The 20,070-nt window shown below is 40.1% G+C and carries 19 protein-coding genes and 3 tRNA genes; 12 read left to right on the forward strand and 10 right to left on the reverse strand.

Features of this window, described 5'->3' with window-relative positions:
- Positions 1 to 3 precede the first annotated feature (3 nt).
- On the forward strand, positions 4 to 648 hold the full coding sequence (rnt, locus tag P3L37_RS11045; protein ID WP_004910441.1) for a ribonuclease T: 645 nt from the start codon (positions 4 to 6) through the stop codon (positions 646 to 648).
- A gap of 99 nt (positions 649 to 747) precedes the next feature.
- On the opposite strand, the gene P3L37_RS11050 is transcribed toward rnt, so the two are convergent.
- A complete protein-coding gene (locus P3L37_RS11050) occupies positions 748 to 1,095 on the reverse strand; it encodes a Grx4 family monothiol glutaredoxin (RefSeq protein ID WP_004910439.1) in 348 nt (115 codons plus the stop codon).
- Between the two features lie 479 nt (positions 1,096 to 1,574).
- Between P3L37_RS11050 and sodB the strand changes: the two genes are divergently transcribed.
- Both sodB and purR read left to right on the forward strand, forming a co-directional pair.
- Complete coding sequence (sodB, locus tag P3L37_RS11055; protein WP_110731882.1) at positions 1,575 to 2,153, forward strand: superoxide dismutase [Fe]; 579 nt, start codon at positions 1,575 to 1,577, stop codon at positions 2,151 to 2,153.
- Positions 2,154 to 2,593: 440 nt separating this feature from the next.
- Entirely contained in the window at positions 2,594 to 3,619 is a 1,026-nt protein-coding gene (gene purR / locus P3L37_RS11060; RefSeq protein ID WP_004910435.1) for an HTH-type transcriptional repressor PurR, read from the forward strand.
- A 9-nt stretch (positions 3,620 to 3,628) separates the two neighbouring features.
- On the opposite strand, the gene punR is transcribed toward purR, so the two are convergent.
- The gene (punR, locus tag P3L37_RS11065; RefSeq protein ID WP_004910433.1) at positions 3,629 to 4,534 is read right to left on the reverse strand and encodes a DNA-binding transcriptional activator PunR; all 906 of its coding nucleotides are present in this window, start codon (positions 4,532 to 4,534) and stop codon (positions 3,629 to 3,631) included.
- Positions 4,535 to 4,656: 122 nt separating this feature from the next.
- Between punR and punC the strand changes: the two genes are divergently transcribed.
- From punC to P3L37_RS11080, 3 genes are all read left to right on the forward strand, one after another.
- Positions 4,657 to 5,883, forward strand: a complete 1,227-nt coding sequence (gene punC / locus P3L37_RS11070; protein ID WP_109911268.1) for a purine nucleoside transporter PunC — start codon at positions 4,657 to 4,659, stop codon at positions 5,881 to 5,883.
- 311 nt (positions 5,884 to 6,194) lie between these two features.
- Positions 6,195 to 6,953, forward strand: a complete 759-nt coding sequence (locus P3L37_RS11075; RefSeq protein WP_226537834.1) for a helix-turn-helix transcriptional regulator — start codon at positions 6,195 to 6,197, stop codon at positions 6,951 to 6,953.
- Positions 6,954 to 6,977: 24 nt separating this feature from the next.
- Positions 6,978 to 7,250, forward strand: coding sequence for a putative quinol monooxygenase (locus P3L37_RS11080; protein WP_004910428.1), 273 nt, complete (start codon positions 6,978 to 6,980; stop codon positions 7,248 to 7,250).
- Positions 7,251 to 7,463: 213 nt separating this feature from the next.
- Here P3L37_RS11080 and P3L37_RS11085 read toward each other — a convergent pair whose 3' ends face one another.
- A complete protein-coding gene (locus P3L37_RS11085) occupies positions 7,464 to 8,129 on the reverse strand; it encodes a riboflavin synthase (protein WP_004910425.1) in 666 nt (221 codons plus the stop codon).
- 276 nt (positions 8,130 to 8,405) lie between these two features.
- On the opposite strand from P3L37_RS11085, the gene P3L37_RS11090 reads away from it, so the two are divergent.
- The 6 genes from P3L37_RS11090 to P3L37_RS11115 all read left to right on the forward strand — a co-directional run bounded on the left by P3L37_RS11090 (position 8,406) and on the right by P3L37_RS11115 (position 12,713).
- A complete protein-coding gene (locus P3L37_RS11090) occupies positions 8,406 to 9,779 on the forward strand; it encodes an MATE family efflux transporter (RefSeq protein WP_004910423.1) in 1,374 nt (457 codons plus the stop codon).
- Positions 9,780 to 9,937: 158 nt separating this feature from the next.
- A tRNA-Val gene (locus P3L37_RS11095) sits at positions 9,938 to 10,014 on the forward strand.
- 30 nt (positions 10,015 to 10,044) lie between these two features.
- Positions 10,045 to 10,121: transfer RNA gene (locus P3L37_RS11100), tRNA-Val, on the forward strand.
- Between the two features lie 31 nt (positions 10,122 to 10,152).
- Positions 10,153 to 10,229, forward strand: a tRNA-Val gene (locus P3L37_RS11105).
- A gap of 418 nt (positions 10,230 to 10,647) precedes the next feature.
- Positions 10,648 to 12,060 carry a pyruvate kinase PykF gene (gene pykF, locus P3L37_RS11110; protein WP_004910422.1) on the forward strand — a complete coding sequence of 471 codons (1,413 nt, stop codon included), beginning with the start codon at positions 10,648 to 10,650 and terminating at the stop codon, positions 12,058 to 12,060.
- A 416-nt stretch (positions 12,061 to 12,476) separates the two neighbouring features.
- A complete protein-coding gene (locus tag P3L37_RS11115; RefSeq protein WP_004263789.1) occupies positions 12,477 to 12,713 on the forward strand; it encodes a major outer membrane lipoprotein in 237 nt (78 codons plus the stop codon).
- A 97-nt stretch (positions 12,714 to 12,810) separates the two neighbouring features.
- Here the strand turns inward: P3L37_RS11115 and P3L37_RS11120 are convergent, their stop codons facing one another.
- From P3L37_RS11120 to sufA, 7 genes are all read right to left on the reverse strand, one after another.
- Positions 12,811 to 13,875: a L,D-transpeptidase family protein gene (locus P3L37_RS11120; RefSeq protein WP_004910418.1), complete on the reverse strand. Its 1,065-nt coding sequence runs from the start codon at positions 13,873 to 13,875 to the stop codon at positions 12,811 to 12,813.
- 389 nt (positions 13,876 to 14,264) lie between these two features.
- Entirely contained in the window at positions 14,265 to 14,681 is a 417-nt protein-coding gene (sufE, locus tag P3L37_RS11125) for a cysteine desulfuration protein SufE (protein WP_004910417.1), read from the reverse strand.
- Positions 14,682 to 14,714: 33 nt separating this feature from the next.
- Positions 14,715 to 15,953: a cysteine desulfurase SufS gene (gene sufS, locus P3L37_RS11130; RefSeq protein WP_109911267.1), complete on the reverse strand. Its 1,239-nt coding sequence runs from the start codon at positions 15,951 to 15,953 to the stop codon at positions 14,715 to 14,717.
- Between the two features lie 5 nt (positions 15,954 to 15,958).
- On the reverse strand, positions 15,959 to 17,266 hold the full coding sequence (gene sufD / locus P3L37_RS11135) for a Fe-S cluster assembly protein SufD (protein ID WP_109911266.1): 1,308 nt from the start codon (positions 17,264 to 17,266) through the stop codon (positions 15,959 to 15,961).
- Positions 17,241 to 17,987: a Fe-S cluster assembly ATPase SufC gene (gene sufC / locus P3L37_RS11140; RefSeq protein ID WP_109911265.1), complete on the reverse strand. Its 747-nt coding sequence runs from the start codon at positions 17,985 to 17,987 to the stop codon at positions 17,241 to 17,243. Before sufC ends, sufD begins: the two co-directional genes overlap by 26 nt.
- Positions 17,988 to 18,032: 45 nt before the next feature.
- A complete protein-coding gene (sufB, locus tag P3L37_RS11145; RefSeq protein ID WP_109911264.1) occupies positions 18,033 to 19,532 on the reverse strand; it encodes a Fe-S cluster assembly protein SufB in 1,500 nt (499 codons plus the stop codon).
- A gap of 16 nt (positions 19,533 to 19,548) precedes the next feature.
- Positions 19,549 to 19,917 carry a Fe-S cluster assembly scaffold SufA gene (gene sufA / locus P3L37_RS11150; RefSeq protein WP_004910405.1) on the reverse strand — a complete coding sequence of 123 codons (369 nt, stop codon included), beginning with the start codon at positions 19,915 to 19,917 and terminating at the stop codon, positions 19,549 to 19,551.
- Between the last annotated feature and the right edge of the window lie 153 nt (positions 19,918 to 20,070).

The following is a 20,070-nucleotide window of genomic DNA, read 5'->3' on the forward strand; positions in this document are numbered from 1 at the left end:
CTAATGTCTGAAAAAAACAATCCAAACGCCCTAGTGAACCGCTTTAGGGGATACTATCCTGTCGTTATTGATGTTGAAACTGGTGGGTTTAATGCAAAAACTGACGGCCTGTTAGAAATTGCTGCCATCACCTTAAAAATGGATAAAGACGGCTGGCTCTCCATGGATGAAACATTGCATTTTCATGTAGAACCTTTTGAAGGGGCGAATCTTGAACCGTCCGCTCTTGCCTTCACCGGAATTGATCCAACAAACCCTCTACGCGGTGCTGTTAGCGAATATGACGCCCTTCATGCGATATTTAAAGTCATTCGCAAAGGAATGAAAAACACAGATTGTAATCGCGCAATTATTGTCGCTCATAATGCTAATTTTGATCACAGCTTTGTCATGAATGCGGCCGAGCGAGCAGGTTTAAAACGTAATCCTTTCCATCCATTTGCGACCTTCGATACTGCAGCACTGAGTGGCCTTGTATTTGGTCAAACAATTCTGGCAAAAGCTTGTGTTTCTGCGGGTATCCCATTCGATGGTAAACAAGCTCATGGCGCACTGTATGATACGAATCGCACGGCTTTGCTATTTTGTGAAATCGTTAATAAGTGGAAAAAATTGGGTGGTTGGCCAATTATTGAAGACAGTCAATAATCTTTTAGTAAATCACCATGACAGAAAAAACCGTATTTGATGTAAAGCAAAAATGCCTTCGTCAAATACGGTTTTTACGTCTTTTATTTGTGGCTTAATTTAGTCTGCGCTAGCTTCATCTGCTGGACGATATTTATCCGCAGTTTCTTTGATTAGAGACTGGAGCTCACCACGCTGGAACATTTCCATGATGATATCACAGCCACCGACCAGCTCACCATCCACCCATAATTGTGGAAAAGTCGGCCAGTTTGCGTATTTTGGCAATTCAGCGCGAATATCTGGGTTTTGTAAGATATCAACATAAGCAAAACGCTCACCACAAGAAGACAGAGCTTGTACTGCTTGAGCAGAAAAACCACAGCTCGGAAGTTTAGGAGAGCCTTTCATATATAATAAAATTGGGTTTTCTTTAATTTGGCGCTCAATTCTTTCAATAGTTGTCATTTTTAACTTCCTTAAAACAAAGATGCAGGTTTGCAGTCAGCCGGTAACTGAGAGTCTACCGCAACTTAACAGAATACATTGACTGATATAATAAGAAACTGAATTGTTTCATACAATATGCCAGTTTTATAGGGGCATTACTATAGCATTCCAAAAAGTAAAAAGGCATCTTTTCTATCTTCTCTTTACCTAAGTCAAACAAGCAGCTATTTCTAGTTAAAAATGCATATTTGATATATTCAGGTCATCTATTCGGAATATCCATATGATTTCTATGTGTAACTCCCCTATTTATTTGTTAACATTTGAGTAACGCTATTACCTTTACCTTTGTAAGGTTTAACGTGTTATCATTAATATATTAAATATCATATCGCCGATAGGCGAAACTCTAATGATAAGCAGTAACCGACTATTTCGCTCATTTTAAGAGCAAACACCCTAAGTTTTTTGATATAAAAGCAATCAAGGAGTACGCAATGTCATTTGAACTACCCGCTTTACCGTATGCAAAAGATGCTTTAGAACCTTATATCTCAGCTGAAACCTTAGAATATCACTATGGTAAGCACCATAACACGTACGTTGTTAACTTAAATAACCTAATCAAAGGCACTGACTTTGAAGGAAAATCTTTAGAAGAAATTATCAAAACTTCTGAAGCCGGAGTTTTTAACAACGCAGCACAAGTTTGGAATCACACTTTCTATTGGAATTGCTTAGCGCCAAATGCAGGTGGTGAACCAACAGGTAAAGTAGCTGATGCAATCAATAAATCATTCGGTTCTTTCGCTGAATTTAAAGCTCAATTTACTGATGCAGCAACCAAAAATTTTGGTGCAGGTTGGACATGGCTGGTGAAAAAAGCAGATGGTAGCCTTGCTATAGTGAATACATCTAACGCTGCAACACCTATTTCTGGTGATGATAAGCCCGTGTTAACTGTTGATATTTGGGAGCACGCTTACTATATCGATTACCGTAACGCTCGCCCTAAATATTTAGAAAACTTCTGGGCACTGGTTAACTGGAAATTTGTGGAAGAAAATTTAGCATAACAATTTCTGCTTGTTGCTAAGTTTAGATACTGCAAGGGCGAGATATACTCGCCCTTTTAAATTCACCCTACTCAAGGCTGAAATAAAATCAGAAAATATGCGCAGCAAGAAAGATAATTAATGCTAATGAGCCCAGCGCAGCAAGCAATCCATATTTAACATCTGTATCCATGAGTTCCTCTCATTCTAATGTAATTGAATTAATAAATAACCATGAAACAATAAAGGTTATTAAGTATACATATCCAAAAAAGTAAAACTAGTGTCTATATCACATGTTATAACATCAATTATTTCTTTCGTTTTTGCGCTAGATCAGACAAAATCGACAACAAATCGCTAAATTATTGCCAGCAAAGGATCAATGCATCAATATGCAGGTAATTTTTTAACAAGAATTCTTATAGAGACCGGTTATTGGTCAGGAGTTTTTTTCCCCCATGGCAACGATTAAAGATGTGGCGAAGCGCGCTGGCGTATCTACCACAACCGTATCCCATGTTATTAATAAAACGCGCTTTGTAGCTGATGACACTAAGGCTGCGGTTTGGGCTGCAATTAAAGAGCTCAATTATTCGCCAAGTGCGGTTGCCCGTAGTTTAAAAGTTAACCACACAAAGTCGATTGGGTTGTTAGCAACTTCCAGTGAAGCGCCTTACTTCGCTGAGGTGATCGAATCTGTTGAAAATAGCTGTTATGAAAAAGGCTATACGCTGATTCTTTGTAATTCTCATAACAATTTGGGAAAACAAAAAGCGTATTTACAGATGCTAGCACAAAAGCGCGTTGATGGCTTACTTGTGATGTGTTCCGAGTACCCTGATACCTTAATTGGTATGCTAGAAGATTACCGCAATATCCCAATGGTAGTCATGGACTGGGGAACTTCTCGTGGCGATTTTACAGATAGCATTATTGATAACTCGTTCCATGGTGGATACCTAGCAGGTCGCTATTTAATTGACCGTGGGCATCGCGATATTGGAGTGATCCCTGGTTCACTTGAAAGAAATACAGGTATTGGACGTTTAACTGGCTTCAAAAAAGCAATGGAAGAGGCCAAAATTACACTAAAAGAAGAATGGATAGTTCAGGGGGATTTCGAACCTGAGTCTGGCTATAAAGCAATGACGCAAATTTTAAGCCATAAACAGCGCCCTACCGCTGTATTTTGTGGTGGTGATATCATGGCAATGGGAGCAATTTGTGCCGCTGATGAAATGGGATTACGTGTTCCACAAGATATTTCAATCATTGGCTATGATAATGTGCGAAATGCGCGCTATTTTACACCGGCATTGACCACAATCCACCAACCCAAAGAGCGTTTAGGGCAAATGGCCTTCACAATGCTGCTCGATCGTATCGTCAATAAGCGCGAAGATGCTCAAACAATCGAAGTCCACCCTCGCCTTGTAGAACGTCGTTCTGTTGCAGATGGTCCATTTATCGATTACCGCCGATAGTACGAATAACTAGGTTGAAAGCCACTCTGCGTTAAGCGTTTCGTTATCGCCAAGGTAATCTAACAACCAGCTGAGCGCTGGTGATGTATTATTTTCCACCCAAGTTAAACAGCAAGGACTGGGTGGAAAAGGCTGCGCTAATGATAGTTCAACTAATTGGCCGTTTTCACAAAGCGGAGCCGCTCGATGCTCAGGTACCATCCCAACACATAACCCATTAACTAAACAAGCTAAGCCATTTTCCCAGTAAGGCACAACAAGCCGACGCTGGTTATCAAGAGCCCAAGTATCACGTTTGGGTAGGTTACGTGAAGTATCTTCAAGGCACAAACTAGGGTACTCTCTCATTTGATCATCGGTCAGTTTTTCACCTATTCTGGCTAATGGGTGCTCTGGGCTTGCAACACACATCCACGACATAAAACCCATATCACGGAAACTATACCTTTCACCAATTGGAGATGCTCGAGTCGCACCAATCGCAACATCTACACGCCCATCAGCAAGTGCATCCCACACCCCATTAAACACCTCTGGATGAATAAAGAGTTCGATATCAGGAAAATGACGATAAAAATCAAGAATTAGCTGTTCTGTCCGCTGTGGTTTGACAATACAATCAACGGCAATACTAAATTGACCACGCCAACCATTCGCAACTTGCTGACACTGGTGACGAGTATCTGTCATTTTTTTGATAACAGAACGGCTCTCCTTAATAAATATCGCCCCAGCTTCCGTTAGCACAACATCACGATGTCGACGCTCAAACAGAGGAACCGCAAGCCATTCTTCAACTTGCTTAACGGTATAGCTGATTGCAGAAGGTACACGGTGCAATTCTTCAGCAGCACCACTAAAGCTTCCAGTTCGAGCAACTGCATCAATCACTTCGAGTGCATGCGCAGACCACATAACTTCTCCTTTCAAAAATTTTGATAGCAAGATCCAAATATTACCGTTTCACAACCTAAAAAAATAGCCTATACAATGGCGTCATCATTAACATTTTTTTAAATATCAGATAAGTAATAATTATGTCGAATACTGTGAAAAAAAACGCCCCTGGATTTATGGTGTACCTTGCAGGACTTAGCATGCTGGGGTTTTTAGCCATTGATATGTATTTACCTGCATTTGGTGCTATGCAAGACACCCTGCATACATCCGAAGGCGCGATCAGTGCTTCTCTCAGTATCTTTTTAGCTGGTTTTGCCTTCGCTCAGCTATTATGGGGGCCATTATCAGACAAACTTGGCCGTAAGCCTGTTCTCATTGTGGGCTTAACTATTTTCATTTTAAGTAGCTTAGCTATTTATTGGGTGGAAACCGCAACACAGCTATTAACACTACGTTTTTTACAGGCGTTTGGAGTCTGCTCCGCGGCTGTTTTGTGGCAAGCACTAGTTATCGACCGCTATGATGAAGCAAATACCCAAAAAGTTTTTGCTTCTATTATGCCGCTAGTCGCGCTATCCCCTGCTTTAGCGCCATTATTAGGTGCATGGGTTCTTGAGCACCAAACATGGGAAGCAATTTTCCTGATCCTAATGGCGGTGGGTATATTACTTTTATTACCAACGCTCTTTTTGAAAAATGTTTCAGTTAAAACAATAACTGATGACAACCAACCACAAGCTAAGATTTCTTTCTCAAATTTGCTCAGTTCCCCTGTTTTCAGCGGCAACGTACTAGTTTATGCATCCTGTAGTGCAGGTTTCTTCGCTTGGCTAACAGGTTCTCCCTTTATTTTACGCAATATGGGCTTCAATCCTGCTGATATTGGTTTGAGTTATATTCCACAAACTCTAGCCTTCATTATTGGTGGATATGGCTGCCGTATTTTATTAGCAAAAATCCGAGCAGAAACAATATTTCCATTGTTACTTCTTGGTTACGCGCTAAGCATGTCCATTTTATTTATCATGGCTATCTATACCACACCATCATTAACCATGATCTTGATCCCATTCTGCTTTATGGCAGCAATGAATGGAGCCTCTTACCCAATTGCAGTATCTAAAGCACTAAATACATTTCCTAGTGCGAGTGGTAAAGCAGCTGCGTTACAAAATGCCTTACAATTAGGGCTATGTTTTTTAGCAAGCCTACTTGTTTCTGCCTTGACCTTCGATCCATTGTTGGCAACAACCGGGGTCATGGCAGTCACAATTATTCCAATGGCCATTGGCTATTTTATGCAACGTTGTGCCAGCAAAAACAATCAAACTCTTAAGCAAGTCGATTACCAAGCGAATTCATAAAGTGTAGTTTACTGAATCAACCATGCCGATAAGACTCGGCATGGTTTTTATTTTAGTGAATTCAAGAAAATGTTCCTTCAGTGTATAGCACTTGTGAGGATACGGTAATATTTATTAAGTATGTTGCTATATAACCCATTATTCTTAACTTACAACCCCTAATATTCTCTCATCAATTTTCTTTATTCAAAGCGGATTTCACTAAAAAATAAGGCTTTTATTTTGTCATCTACTAAGATATAGATATTTCTTGGTTAATTTTCTTGTTAAAAAACGTTATCATTGCGACATTAAATAATGAGTGCTCAAAAATGATGTTAAAACAGTATTATCCACCAGATGAATTAAAATCCTTTGTTAGTTCTATTTTGATAATCAAAGAGTTTACAGAGGCAATTAAAATTTTCCCTGGAACTGGTGCTGAAATCTGGGTTTCATCAGATGCTTTTTGCATGACAACAGAGAGCGACTCAGTCGCAGACTCATACCAACTTATTATTCCTAGGGTTAATACGTTTACTGCTAGCCCCAATCATTCTAAAGTCATGGTATTACGTATTCGTCATGATGCCTTACGTTTTTTACTACCTCAAAGCACACTAAATTATACGGATAAACCCATCGCATTGAGTGGCATATGGGAAGACCGCTGGTTTGAAGCTTTAGCTAATTCTTCATTTAAAGAGCTGTTAGAGTGTTTTAATAAGACAAAAGCCAAGAAAAAACCTCATTTCATAGATGAAATCTTAGAGTTGCTATATCGTAACCCAACTAAAAAAATCACTGAAATTGCCGAAGAGACAGGCTTACATGTACGTGTCATTCAAAAAGAGTTTCTAAAAGAATACGGTATTACGCCAAAAAGGTACCAGATCAATTGTCGCTTAGAGCATGTTTTAAAAAGTATGGTAGTAGAACAAGACACCTACCGCTGGTTTGAAACAGGCTATTATGATCAATCCCACTTTTACCGTGATTTTAAAAGATACTTTACTATGACGCCGTCGGCATTTTTAAAATCGAGTTATTCGCTTTTTTACAATACAAAAACTAAGTACCCATTAAGATAGTTCTTAATACATAAGGAGAACGGAATGAGTATTGTTGTGTATGCCCAAATTACAACAGAAAGGACGGATGGGTATTTAACGAAAGAAATCGTTCGTGACTTAGCAAAACTAAGCCGCCGAGAGAAAGGATGCATTCAATATGATCTTATGGCTAAAGAGAATGGTTACATTGTTTTCGAGGAATGGGAAGACACTCAGGCATTAGAGATGCATAAAAATAGCCCTCATTTCAGGCGATTAGTTGAAGCAATTGAACGTGATAACGCCAGCTTTTCTGTCAATTTTAGTGAAAGATGATCTATTAATAATGAAAGCTAGAGCTAGTTGTCATTTTTGAGAATTTTAATCATCTTTATTTAATAGAACTTCATAACCTACATTCAAGAAACAAAGATTGAACGTGTTTCATTCAGGCTATAGCATAAACCATTATTGCTATAGCCTACCTGACTGTTTATGCCGCTATTTATCTTTCAAGCACGAAACACGGTTATTACTTTGCATGCCTATTTACTCTGTTTTTGCTGCGTCAGCCAATTCTTCTGCTTGTTGTAATAATCTTTCTTGTTCTTTTTGATTTAAAACACGCTCAACAGTATCAACAATCGCCTGAGTTTGTGGATCTATCTCAATATTTATTTTATCACCCAAACGTTTTTTACCTAATGTTGTTCTCTCTAATGTTTCAGGAATGAGATGCACACAAAAACGATTATTGATCACGTCACCGACAGTTAAACTAATGCCATCAATCGCTACAAAGCCTTTATGTAAAATGTATTTCATTAATGGTTTATCATGAATTGACAACCAAATTTGATGGTTATCTTCAGATGTGAAGATTTTACTAATTTCAGCGGTTGTCATAATATGACCAGAAACAACATGCCCACCTATTTCGTCACCGTATTTTGCGGCACGTTCGATATTAACAACATCACCTTCTTGCAATTCCCCCAAATTAGTTAATCTCAGGGTTTCTTTAATTAGATCAAAACTGACTCTTTCGCCATCAATTTTTGTTACCGTCAAACAACAACCATTATGCGCAACGGAGGCCCCTGTTTCTAAACCTTTCAGCAATTCTGGGGTAAACTTCATTACATGAGTTCTAAAGTTGGCTCTTTCTGTAATTTCAATAATAGGAGCAGTCGCTTGAACAATGCCTGTAAACATAATGATTCTCAGTGTAGTGGATTAATAGACTCAGTTTACATCAGAATTTTTAGAGATCTATCCTATTTGAGTGGTAAACAACACGATAATAAACCTTATATTCAGTAATATATTAGGCTTGAAAATGCTCTTTTATAGTTTGTTACCATATCATTATTGGAATCTATTTAGAAACGGGATAGAATGAGCGGTTTTTAATAATCAATGAGTTTTAAGTAACTCACTTATTTTTCTAATTTTTTTCCTCTTACTTGCTTTTATTACAAAGGTGTATGCGTGCAGAAATATTTTACAGAAGCGCGTAGCTTGTTGGCACTTGGTATTCCTATCGTTTTAGCTCAATTTTCACAAACTGCGATGGGGTTTGTGGATACAGTTATGGCTGGAAGCGTTAGTGAAATTGAGATGTCCGCAGTTGCAGTTGGTTTTTCCATCTGGCTGCCAGCTATTCTTTTTGGCCAAGGGATTTTAATGGCATTAACCCCAATCGTTGCACAAATGAATGGGTCAGGTCGTCGTAACTTAATTGGTGACCAAATTCAGCAGGGCCTGTGGTTAGCGCTACTTTTAGCCTTAGGTATTATGTGCCTTCTTTATAATAGTCAGCTAATTATTAGTAATATGCCCCATATTGATAAAGAATTGGCGGATAAATCTGTCCGTTTTTTACATGCTATTATGTGGGGTGCGCCAGGCTACTTATTTTATCAAGTATATCGTAGCCAATGTGAAGGGCTTTCAAAAACCAAGCCGGGGATGGTGATTGGTTTTCTCGGCTTAATGATTAATATTCCCATTAACTATATCTTTATCTATGGTCACTTTGGTGCCCCCGCTTTAGGTGGTGTTGGTTGCGGTGTCGCCACCGCATCAGTGTATTGGGCTATGTGTCTGATGATGAGATGGTATGTGAAACGTGCTACTGCGCAGCGTGATATTCGCCCTACACTCTCTTTCACATCGCCAAATCCATTAATCTTGAAGCGAATTATTGTGTTAGGTACACCAATTGGTCTGGCACTTTTCTTTGAAGTCACTTTATTTGCTGTCGTTGCACTGCTAGTCGCTCCATTAGGTGTTGTCGCAGTAGCTGGTCACCAAGTTGCGTTGAATTTCAGCTCTGTGATGTTTATGTTCCCATTATCATTAGGAATAGCTGCAACCATTCGCGTAGGTTACAACTTGGGACAGAAATCAACTGAAGCGGCTAAAGTTTCATCTTATACTGGCATTGCTGTTGGCTTAATGGTCGCTTGTTTTACCGCGGTTCTCACAGCCGTCTTCCGTGAGCCGATTGCAATGATGTATAACAAAAACCCCGAGGTGGTTGTTTTAGCTAGTAGTTTAATGCTATACGCCGCTATTTATCAGTTGTCAGACTCTGTGCAAGTTATTGGTGCGGGCATTTTACGTGGCTATAAAGATACGCGTTCTATTTTCTTTATTACCTTCACTGCATATTGGTTACTTGGCTTACCTTCCGGCTATATCTTAGCGTTAACTGATATCATTGCACCGGCGATGGGGCCTAAAGGCTTCTGGATTGGCTTTATTATTGGTTTGAGTGCGGCTGCAATAGGAATGGCGACACGAATTATGTGGATCCATAAGCAGACAGAGGATGTTGTTTTACTTCGTTCAGCGCGCTAATCGACGGTTTTTTAAGCTTTTTATTATGGGAGAAGATGTATTTCGCACCAGATAGTTTTAAATACGAGCAAACTATCACGAAAATACATTTTCCCCTTGCCAGATGAACTTCATAACGTTAATATTCATCCCCGTTGTCACCTAGATAACTTTTAGATGCGTCCGTAGCTCAGTTGGTTAGAGCACCACCTTGACATGGTGGGGGTCGGTAGTTCGAGTCTACTCGGACGCACCATTTCTAGTGAACACAATGTTAATTTTCAGCGCGTCCGTAGCTCAGTTGGTTAGAGCACCACCTTGACATGGTGGGGGTCGGTAGTTCGAGTCTACTCGGACGCACCATTTCAAATTAACACAAATCAAGTCTCTCAGTGCGTCCGTAGCTCAGTTGGTTAGAGCACCACCTTGACATGGTGGGGGTCGGTAGTTCGAGTCTACTCGGACGCACCATTTAATTTATCTTCCTACCCCACTAAAATTTCTCTTGATTGTCTATTATTATTCCCTTATTTTGTTGCGCAACAAATTAACAGCCTAATATCAACTGAATTTTTGATCTGAACGCCTTCTTCTTTTAATTTAATAAAATTTGATTTGTCTCACAGTTTTTTGTTGTCTATAATACTCACATTGGCTGAAAGGTTTCAACAGTAATAAATCAATACGTTAGCTTTAATTGAATTTGTCATCTACACTATAATAAGAATCAAAATGTGACAAATTTAAGTGTAAAAATGCATTAAACACCAGACTGTCGCCTATTCTTATAAATGAGTTGCGCAACAAAATTTACCCTGCGCACGACTTATTAAATGTACTAAGCATCGGCGGCAATACCGATTTCCTTTATAACATTAGATAGACTGCCATGAAAAAAACCAAAATTGTTTGTACTATCGGTCCAAAAACCGAATCAGAAGAAAAACTGACCCAACTCCTTGATGCAGGCATGAACGTCATGCGTCTCAATTTCTCTCACGGTGACTACGAAGAACACGGTCAACGTATCAAAAACCTTCGCGCTGTTTGTGCAAAAACAGGTAAACAAGCTGCTATTTTGCTAGATACTAAAGGGCCTGAAATCCGCACCATGAAATTGGAAGGTGGTAACGACGTTTCTCTCGTTGCTGGCCAAACTTTTACATTTACTACCGATACCTCTGTGGTAGGTAATAAAGATAAAGTTGCGGTGACCTATGCGGGTTTAACTTCAGATTTGAAAGTTGGCAATACCGTATTAGTTGATGATGGCTTAATTGGTATGAAAGTAACTAATGTCACTGCAACTGAAGTTGTTTGTGAAGTTTTAAATAACGGTGACCTCGGTGAGAAAAAAGGGGTTAACCTGCCAGGCGTTTCAATTGGCCTTCCAGCATTAGCAGAAAAAGATAAAGAAGACTTAGTCTTTGGTTGCCAGCAAGGTGTTGATTTTGTTGCTGCTTCATTTATTCGTAAGCGCTCAGATGTTGAAGAAATTCGAGCTCACCTGAAAAAACACGGTGGCGAGAACATCCAAATTATTTCTAAAATTGAAAACCAAGAAGGTTTAAATAACTTTGATGAGATTTTAGAAGCCTCTGACGGCATCATGGTCGCTCGTGGTGATTTAGGCGTTGAAATCCCAGTTGAAGAAGTTATTTTTGCACAAAAAATGATGATTGAAAAATGTGTTGCAGCACGCAAAGTCGTGATCACAGCAACCCAGATGCTTGATTCAATGATCAAAAACCCACGCCCTACTCGCGCAGAAGCGGGTGACGTTGCCAATGCTATTTTAGATGGCACTGATGCGGTTATGTTGTCTGGTGAAAGTGCTAAAGGTAAATACCCGGTAGAAGCTGTTACTATTATGGCAACTATCTGTGAGCGTACAGACCGTGTAATGCAAACTCGCATCGATAACCAAAAACCAAGCCAACGCCTACGTGTCACTGAGGCTGTATGTCGTGGTGCGGTGGAAATGTCTGAAAAATTAGATGTCCCATTAATCGTTGTTGCAACTTATGGCGGTAAATCGGCTAAGTCTGTCCGTAAGTATTTCCCTACTGCACCAATCTTAGCGTTAACTACCAATGAAGAAACTGCACGCCAGTTACTGTTAGTTAAAGGTGTGATCCCAATGATAGTTGGTGGTTTTACTTCTACAGATGACTTTTATCGTGAAGGTAAACGCGCAGCTCTAGAAAGTGGCTTAGCTGTTTCTGGTGATGCGGTTGTAATGGTCTCTGGCGCATTAGTACAAAGCGGAACAACCAATACATCTTCAGTTCACGTACTTTAATTAGTCTTTAATTGTCTTCTAAAAGGCCGATAGTGATTATTTTAGCTATCGGCCTTTTTATTTAGATTTAACATTTAGTGCTGCCTTGATGTAACTATCCCTTTATTTACTTTTCTCTAGTAAATATCTTATTGCATTTTAAGTGTAATATCATAAACCCCACTTAAATTGGTCAAATAACAACCTTCATTGATCTTAATTTAAATTTTTCTTCTTTTTCCTAGTACTAAATATAAAGTATTTCTAGCAAAACTTCATATTTAGTACTAGCATAAGACATAGTAAGTGCCATACCCTAATTTTCATTAGGTTGTTTTAAAGGGATATAGCAAGCTTTAAGATAACAAGCTTAGCTCTATTGTTTGGTGACTTGCTTTTTTATATTTTCAAGATAAATCAATCTAGAGGGTAAAATAATGATTCGTACTAAAATTGTACTGGGCTCTATCGTATTAGCTTCAGCATTACTAGCGGGTTGTTCTAACAGCACTGAAGTGCAAAAACTCTCTTCAGATGTGCAAACTCTGAATGGTAAAGTTGATCAACTGAGCAACGACGTTCAGTCTCTGCGCTCTGACGTACAGACAGCTCAAGAAGAAGCAGCACGTGCTAACCAACGTCTGGATAACCAAGTTCGTACTTACAAAAAATAAGTTCGATTTGGCGATAATCTAGTCTTAAAGATCCTTCTTTGAAGCTAGTAGCATTTATGAGGGCCTATGAAAATAGGCCCTTATTATTTGGTCAGGGTTATTGAGTTACAACAGAAGAGCGGTATTTCGCAGGTAGCAAGGCCCCAACTTTACCGTCATAGATGGGTTCTGGCTGTGAAATCGAGAATGGCTCAATAGGTACTAAACCTTGGTGTTGTGTTTCATCTTCAGGGATACCATTACTCTGATCATTATTTACACGCACAGGCATACCAGAACGCCTTGCTAGCTCTTTTTCCACTAAAGCCTTATCAATCCCTTCATTTTCTAGAAAACGCTTGAAATCGTCAGACAGCTTGATTGGCATGGTTTGTGGGTCATCACCGCTTGTTCGTGACAATGGCTGATGCACCTCAATGTAATAACTGCCATCAGTTTCTTTGGAGTATTTGACAGGCTGATCAATAACTTGGACACGAGTTCCTTTTGGTACTGTTTTAAATAATGCTTCGATATCATCAGGACGTAAACGAATACAACCGGAGCTCACTCGCATACCAATACCAAAATCCGCATTAGTGCCGTGTATCAGATATTCACCACGCCCATACGCTAGGCGTAATGCATACAAGCCCATTGGATTTTCAGGCCCTGCTGGAACGACGGCTGGAAGAGTTATACCTTCTTTAGCGTAATTTTTACGGATATTCGCCGTTGGTGTCCATGTAGGATCTTTAATTGACTGACTTACTGAAGTCACCATTTCAGGTGTGTCGCGACCTAACTGGCCGATACCGATAGGATAAACAATCACTTCCTCACTGTTCGCAGGGTAATAATATAAACGCAGCTCCGCCAGGTTAATCACAATTCCCGTTCTTGGTGTTGATGGTAACAACATTTGTGCTGGAATGATGAGTTCTTTACCCGCTTCAGGAAGGTACGGGTCTGTTCCTGGGTTTGCTTCAAGCATACCGAGTAGACCGATTTGGTGCTCACTTGCAATGGCCTCCAATGGTCGCCCATCATTGGGGACGATATACGTGTAATTTTCCCCGATAAGACGAGTGTTACTGTCAGGTAATGGATATTCTTTTGCTTGAGCTGGAGCCAATAAGGCGCTCATGACAAATAAACTTGCCACCGTCAAAACTCTTTTCATACCTACTCCAAGGAAAATAGTGTTCTTACAATAATTCAATGATTATTGTTCATAATAGCAACTATCCTTCATATCTTTAATACTAATTAAATATTTTTATTAAGTATTAATAAGGTAGTAGTCTTTTTATGATAGCCAAATACAATCACTTTAATGGACTGGTCGAATAAAAATAATAACCAAGAAGTAAAATAAGTAAGGGAGCATAAAGCTCCCTGCAGACTTGCTGCCAAACATATTATGTTTGGCAGCAAGTCTAATAGGTTATTGAAAATAAATTAGGAAAATCAATTTATTGATTTTCGGCTGATAACACAAAGCGGGAAAAACCACGCTTTTATCCCGCTTTGTCAACAACCTCAAGGGAGCATAATGCTCCCTCGGTAGGATCATACTAATTGTGCCGCACGCGATAAAATTGTACGGATCATCGCATTTAAACCTTGAGTTCGCGAAGGTGTTAAATGTTGCTCCAATGCAAGTTGTTCAAAAAATGACTTCACATCGAGTGCGAGTATTTGTTGCGCCGTTTTGCCTTGAAAAAGGATAATCACAATAGCAACTAACCCTTTAACGATTGCTGCATCGCTATCACCTGCAAACGTAATTGTCCCGTCTGCTTGTTTTTGCATATCAATCCACACTTGGCTTTGGCACCCTGCGATTAAATTATTATCGCTTCTTTGTACCTCTGAGAGTTCAGGTAAACGTCCCCCTAGCTCTATCATATAGAGATAGCGTTCCTCCCAGTCCTGACAACGGGAGAAATTACGTAATAACTTATTTTCATCGGGTAATGCGGGCATGCTCAGTTCCTTTACCATATATTTCTTATGTGCTTAGCCTAACAATTTTTTAATGCGCTGTAACGCATTGTATAAAGAATCGATTTCTTCTTTCGTGGTGTATATCCCCACAGAAGCACGGCACATAGCAGGAACGTGATAATGTTCCATTAATGGTAAAGCACAGTGATGGCCAGTACGGATAGCAATACCATATCTATCTAGAAAAGAACCCACATCATAGGCATGGTGCTGGCCTAAATTAAACGCCAAAACGCCTTCCCGTTGGTCATTGCCATATAATATAACTGATGGTATTTCTTGCAATTTCTTAGAAGCATATGCCATTACTTCAGCTTCATGAGCAAATACATCAGGTAAATTAAGTGCGTTTAAATAATCGAATGCCGCCCCTAACCCAATAATTGCGCTAACGTTCGGTGTTCCTGCTTCAAAGCGCCATGGCGCATCAGCAAAAGTGATCCCTTTGGTCAGGCTGACTTGACGGATCATTGCCCCACCGCCCTCCCATGGTGGCATCATATCCAAAATAGCTTTTTTGCCATAAAGGATACCAATACCTGTCGGGCCATATAACTTATGCCCTGAAAACACATAGAAATCACAGTCTAAGGCTTGCACATCAACCTGCTGATGCATTGCACCTTGCGCGCCATCGACCAATATCGCGATCTCTCCACCTTTTGAAGCCGCAATCGCTCGGGCTTGTTTAATGATATCCTGTACGGGATTAACTGTTCCCAATACATTAGAGATATGTGTAAAGCTCAATAATCGCGTACGTGAATCAATGACATCATTTAATACATCTAATTGCAGTCTACCATCGTCAGAAATTGGGATAATTCGAATTTCAAAGCCAATTTCCTCAGCTAACATATACCAAGGTACAATATTCGCATGGTGCTCCATTTCAGTGATGACAATATTGTCCCCTTCATGGAAATACTTTCGACCAAAACTATTTGCAACAAGGTTAATACCTTCCGTTGTGCCTTTAACAAACACGATTTCTTCATTTGAAGCTGCGTGAATGAAAGCGGCGGCTTTTTGACGAACCTCCTCCATCATTGTCGTCGCATTTGCACTGAGAGTATGTATACCGCGGTGAACCGCGGCATACTGATGTAACGTAAACTCACTTTCTTTTTCAATAACTTGCAAAGGCTTTTGTGCACTTGCGGCGCTATCTAAATAAACCAGCGGATGATTATTGACTGACTGTGATAAGGCAGGAAAATCCTGCCTTACTGAAGCGACATTGAATAGCATGGATATTAAACCTCCGCTAAGCGCTGGCGGATGTTTGCCATCACAGCGTGTTTTAACTCTTCCGATTCAATAGATTCTGTAAGTTCCGCAGCAAATGCGATAATAATCATATGTTTTGCTGCCTTACCCTCAATTCCTCTTGAGCGCAGATAAAACAGTTGTTCGTCATCAATACGACCGACCGTTGCACCGTGACCACACTTTACGTCATCTGCATAAATTTCAAGCTGAGGTTTAGTATCAATTTCTGCTTTTTCACCTAACAACAATGTGTTGTTAGTCATTTGACCATCTGTTTTTAATGCGTTGGGTGCGACTTTGATCATGCCATTAAAGACAGCTTTACTGCTATCCATCGCAATCACTTTATGTAATTGACGGCTATTGCAGTAACCTTTATTGTGCTCTAAATACGTACGAGTATCAGCAATTTCATTGCCTTTAGGCAGCAGTATACTGTTGAGTTCAAACTCAGTATTTTCACCGTCAAGGCGAGCACTTGTATGGTTTCGTGTTAATAATGCGCCAAGTAAAAAACTGGTACTTTTCACACGGCTATCGCGCCCAATAACAATATCATTGTGAGCAAAATGCTGAGCTTGGCCATTTTCAACATTTAACTTAAAGTGACTAAAGTCTGCGTTATCACCGACTTCAACTGTTAAACGACTACCAGTCATGTGCCTTTGCTCATTCAAACTAACATAATGCTCAATAACTTGGGCTTTACTGTTTGCATCTAACGTTAAATGGTACCGATACTGGCTAATATTGGTGGCCTGTTTATCGCCACTACCTGTTGAAATATTAAGCAAGTATAATGGCTTTTTTGCTATTTTATTTGCTGCAAGGTGGACGACTAAAGGTTGTACCGCCAAGCTTTCGGTTAAATGCAAAAAAATCTCGCTATTTACAGGCGAAGGAAGCAAGTCTTGGTTATCAAGCAAAGCCACTTGGAATGGCCCCATATCAATAGAGCTCAATGCAGAACTATAACGCCCATCAATTAAAACAAGGCGATATGCATCAATTGGCAGAGCCAGTGCTTCGCAGTCTTGTGCTACAACATCACCATCACTAAAACGATACTGAGTCTCAAGTACAGTATTTAGTGGAGTATAGTGCCAATCTTCATGGCGAAACACAGGTAAACCAACTTGTTTTGCTATTTCCCAATGGGTTTTAGCATGTTGAGAATTCGCACCATGTCGTAGTTCAAATAATTCAGAAAAACGTGACATTGCTTGCTCGTTAAGCTTCGCAACTTCCGCACGTTTTTGTGCTCTTTCACTGTTGGTCAATAAGCCAGCCATAACCCTGCTCCTCCAGTTTTTTCGCTAAACTGAAATCACCTGATTTGATGATTTTCCCTTGATATAACACGTGGACAAAGTCAGGCTTCACATAATCTAAAATACGCTGATAGTGGGTTACGATGATAAAAGAACGCTCAGGCGAACGTAATGAATTCACGCCATTAGCCACAATTTTCAACGCGTCAATATCTAAACCAGAGTCAGTTTCATCGAGAATACACAATTGAGGCTCTAGAGCTGCCATCTGCAAGATATCATTACGTTTTTTCTCACCACCGGAGAAACCTACGTTGACAGAACGTGCAAGTAAATCTTCTGGCATTTCTAATAATTTGATTTTGTCTTCAATAAAATCTTGAAAATCGAAACGATCTAATGCTTCTTGCTGACGATATTCTCTAACCGCATTGACTGCCGTTTGTAAGAAAAATTGGTTACTGACCCCTGGAATTTCAACAGGGTATTGGAATGCAAGGAAAACACCTTCCCCTGCACGCTCTTCTGGATCTAGTGCAAATAGGTCTTTACCTTTAAACGTCACTTCACCGCTATCAATTTCATACTCTTCGCGGCCAGCAAGTGTGGCGGATAATGTACTTTTACCAGAGCCATTTGGCCCCATAATGGCGTGAACTTCCCCTGGTTTTACCTCCAGAGATAACCCTTTTAAAATCTCATTACCTTCTACACTCACGTGTAAATCTTTAACACTTAACATATTTACATGCCTTTAGCGCTTTAGCGCAAATAAACTCGATTAGGATCAGCCAACGCTGTGCTCTAAGCTGATCGCCAGTAATTTTTGTGCTTCTACGGCAAATTCTAATGGAAGCTCCGAGAACACATCTTTGCAGAAACCATTTACAATCATTGAAATTGCATCGTCTTCGCTGATACCACGTTGTAAACAGTAAAATAACTGGTCTTCCCCAATACGTGAGGTTGTCGCTTCATGTTCAAGTTGTGCCGTATTATTCTTAACTTCCACATATGGGAATGTATGTGCACCACATTGGGTGCCAATTAACATAGAGTCACATTGGGTAAAGTTACGAGCGTTATGTGCACTCGGTAGAATTTTCACTAAACCGCGATAACTGTTTTGGCTTTTACCTGCAGAAATACCCTTAGAAATGATCGTTGAACGGGTATTTTTCCCGATATGGATCATTTTCGTTCCTGTATCCGCTTGTTGATTGCCGTTCGTTAATGCAACGGAGTAAAATTCACCGACAGAGTTGTCTCCTTTAAGGATAACGCTTGGGTATTTCCATGTGATGGCAGAGCCAGTTTCTGACTGTGTCCATGACATTTTTGAATTATCACCTTCACACAATGCACGCTTAGTCACAAAGTTTAGGATCCCACCGGCTTCGCTATCTCCACCGGAGAACCAGTTTTGGACAGTCGAATATTTAACTTCGGCATCTTTATGAATAATAACTTCAACAACCGCCGCATGGAGCTGATAACTATCACGAACAGGTGCAGAACACCCTTCGATATAGCTCACATAGCTACCTTCATCAGCAATTAAAATCGTGCGCTCAAACTGGCCGGTTTTGGCTGCGTTGATCCTAAAATACGTTGATAGCTCCATTGGGCAGTGTACGCCTTTTGGTACATACACAAAGGTACCATCTGAAGCCACTGCCGCATTTAATGCAGCAAAAAAGTTATCATGGCTCGAAACGACTGACCCGAGATATTTCTGTACCAGTTCAGGGTATTCTTGAATAGCCTCACTAAACGAACAAAAAATAACACCATGTTTCGCTAAGTCATCACGGTAAGTTGTAGATACTGAGACCGAGTCAAAAATGGCGTCAACCGCAACGGCCTTCCCTTCACGTACAGGAACGCCTAATTGGTTAAAGGCTTCTTCAACTTCAGCCGTTAAATAATTATTGGTTTCCGCCACACCTGTGCCTTGTGTAGCACCAGATTGCGAACCACAGGTATCATCACATGAGCCACAAGATGGCGCAGAGTAATAGCTATAGTCTTGGTAATCGAGATTTGGGTAATTTGCTTTAAGCCAATGAGGTTCTTCCATGCCTTTCCAGTGATTAAAGGCATCAAGACGGAATTGGAGCATCCACTCAGGCTCATTACGTTTAGCTGAAATTGCACGAATAACATCTTCGTTAATGCCTTTCGCCATTTCATCCGTTGCGACTTCGGTAAAGAAGCCTTCTTTATAACGCTGGTCATCAAGCCAGCTTTGAACATCATCGCCAACTTCTACATTGCTCTGTGACATAATCTGACTTCACATGTTAAACGCCGAAGCTTTCACCACACCCACAGGCATGTTGGGCTTTCGGGTTATTAAATTTGAAAATTTGATTCAGCCCTTCTTGGACAAAATCAACGACTGTGCCATCAATAAATGGCATTGCTTCTTTTGGCACATAAAGGTGTGCGCCATCGAGTTCAAATAACAGGTGTTGGTCTGTTGGGTTTTCGATCATTTCAAACACATAACCGAAACCTGCGCAGCCAGACTGTTTTACGCCGAGTGAAAGCCCTTTTGTATTTGGGTTTTGCACCATCAATTTTTTGATTTGTTTTGCAGCGCTTTGTGTCAGGCTAACTCCCTGCCAATTGTTTTCATCAAATGAAAATGTCTCTACACCGTCAGTCATATTGACCCCACATTTCTTATGGCTTTTCAGCCTGTTATCAGGAGATTAACTCTGCCTACCCTATGGTAATGATTAGCTAATTGACTTCAACCATTTGTTTTAAGAGGTTATAGCTATTATAGCTCTTTTTTTGTTCATTTTCAGATTATAAAA

The sequence above is a fragment of the Providencia sp. PROV114 genome (assembly GCF_032704305.1).
Lineage (GTDB): Bacteria > Pseudomonadota > Gammaproteobacteria > Enterobacterales > Enterobacteriaceae > Providencia > Providencia rettgeri.

What these genes read in the sequence shown, in the direction of transcription:
- P3L37_RS11085 (WP_004910425.1), bottom strand. Translation starts at nt 8,129, where the DNA reads ATGTTTACAGGCATTGTTCAAGCGACTGCTCCTATTATTGAAATTACA.
- pykF (WP_004910422.1), top strand. Translation starts at nt 10,648, where the DNA reads ATGAAAAAAACCAAAATTGTTTGTACTATCGGTCCAAAAACCGAATCA.
- sodB (WP_110731882.1), top strand. Translation starts at nt 1,575, where the DNA reads ATGTCATTTGAACTACCCGCTTTACCGTATGCAAAAGATGCTTTAGAA.
- P3L37_RS11115 (WP_004263789.1), top strand. Translation starts at nt 12,477, where the DNA reads ATGATTCGTACTAAAATTGTACTGGGCTCTATCGTATTAGCTTCAGCA.
- sufS (WP_109911267.1), bottom strand. Translation starts at nt 15,953, where the DNA reads ATGCTATTCAATGTCGCTTCAGTAAGGCAGGATTTTCCTGCCTTATCA.
- sufC (WP_109911265.1), bottom strand. Translation starts at nt 17,987, where the DNA reads ATGTTAAGTGTTAAAGATTTACACGTGAGTGTAGAAGGTAATGAGATT.
- P3L37_RS11050 (WP_004910439.1), bottom strand. Translation starts at nt 1,095, where the DNA reads ATGACAACTATTGAAAGAATTGAGCGCCAAATTAAAGAAAACCCAATT.
- purR (WP_004910435.1), top strand. Translation starts at nt 2,594, where the DNA reads ATGGCAACGATTAAAGATGTGGCGAAGCGCGCTGGCGTATCTACCACA.
- sufD (WP_109911266.1), bottom strand. Translation starts at nt 17,266, where the DNA reads ATGGCTGGCTTATTGACCAACAGTGAAAGAGCACAAAAACGTGCGGAA.
- P3L37_RS11120 (WP_004910418.1), bottom strand. Translation starts at nt 13,875, where the DNA reads ATGAAAAGAGTTTTGACGGTGGCAAGTTTATTTGTCATGAGCGCCTTA.
- punR (WP_004910433.1), bottom strand. Translation starts at nt 4,534, where the DNA reads ATGTGGTCTGCGCATGCACTCGAAGTGATTGATGCAGTTGCTCGAACT.
- sufE (WP_004910417.1), bottom strand. Translation starts at nt 14,681, where the DNA reads ATGCCCGCATTACCCGATGAAAATAAGTTATTACGTAATTTCTCCCGT.
- sufB (WP_109911264.1), bottom strand. Translation starts at nt 19,532, where the DNA reads ATGTCACAGAGCAATGTAGAAGTTGGCGATGATGTTCAAAGCTGGCTT.
- rnt (WP_004910441.1), top strand. Translation starts at nt 4, where the DNA reads ATGTCTGAAAAAAACAATCCAAACGCCCTAGTGAACCGCTTTAGGGGA.
- punC (WP_109911268.1), top strand. Translation starts at nt 4,657, where the DNA reads ATGTCGAATACTGTGAAAAAAAACGCCCCTGGATTTATGGTGTACCTT.
- sufA (WP_004910405.1), bottom strand. Translation starts at nt 19,917, where the DNA reads ATGACTGACGGTGTAGAGACATTTTCATTTGATGAAAACAATTGGCAG.
- P3L37_RS11075 (WP_226537834.1), top strand. Translation starts at nt 6,195, where the DNA reads ATGATGTTAAAACAGTATTATCCACCAGATGAATTAAAATCCTTTGTT.
- P3L37_RS11080 (WP_004910428.1), top strand. Translation starts at nt 6,978, where the DNA reads ATGAGTATTGTTGTGTATGCCCAAATTACAACAGAAAGGACGGATGGG.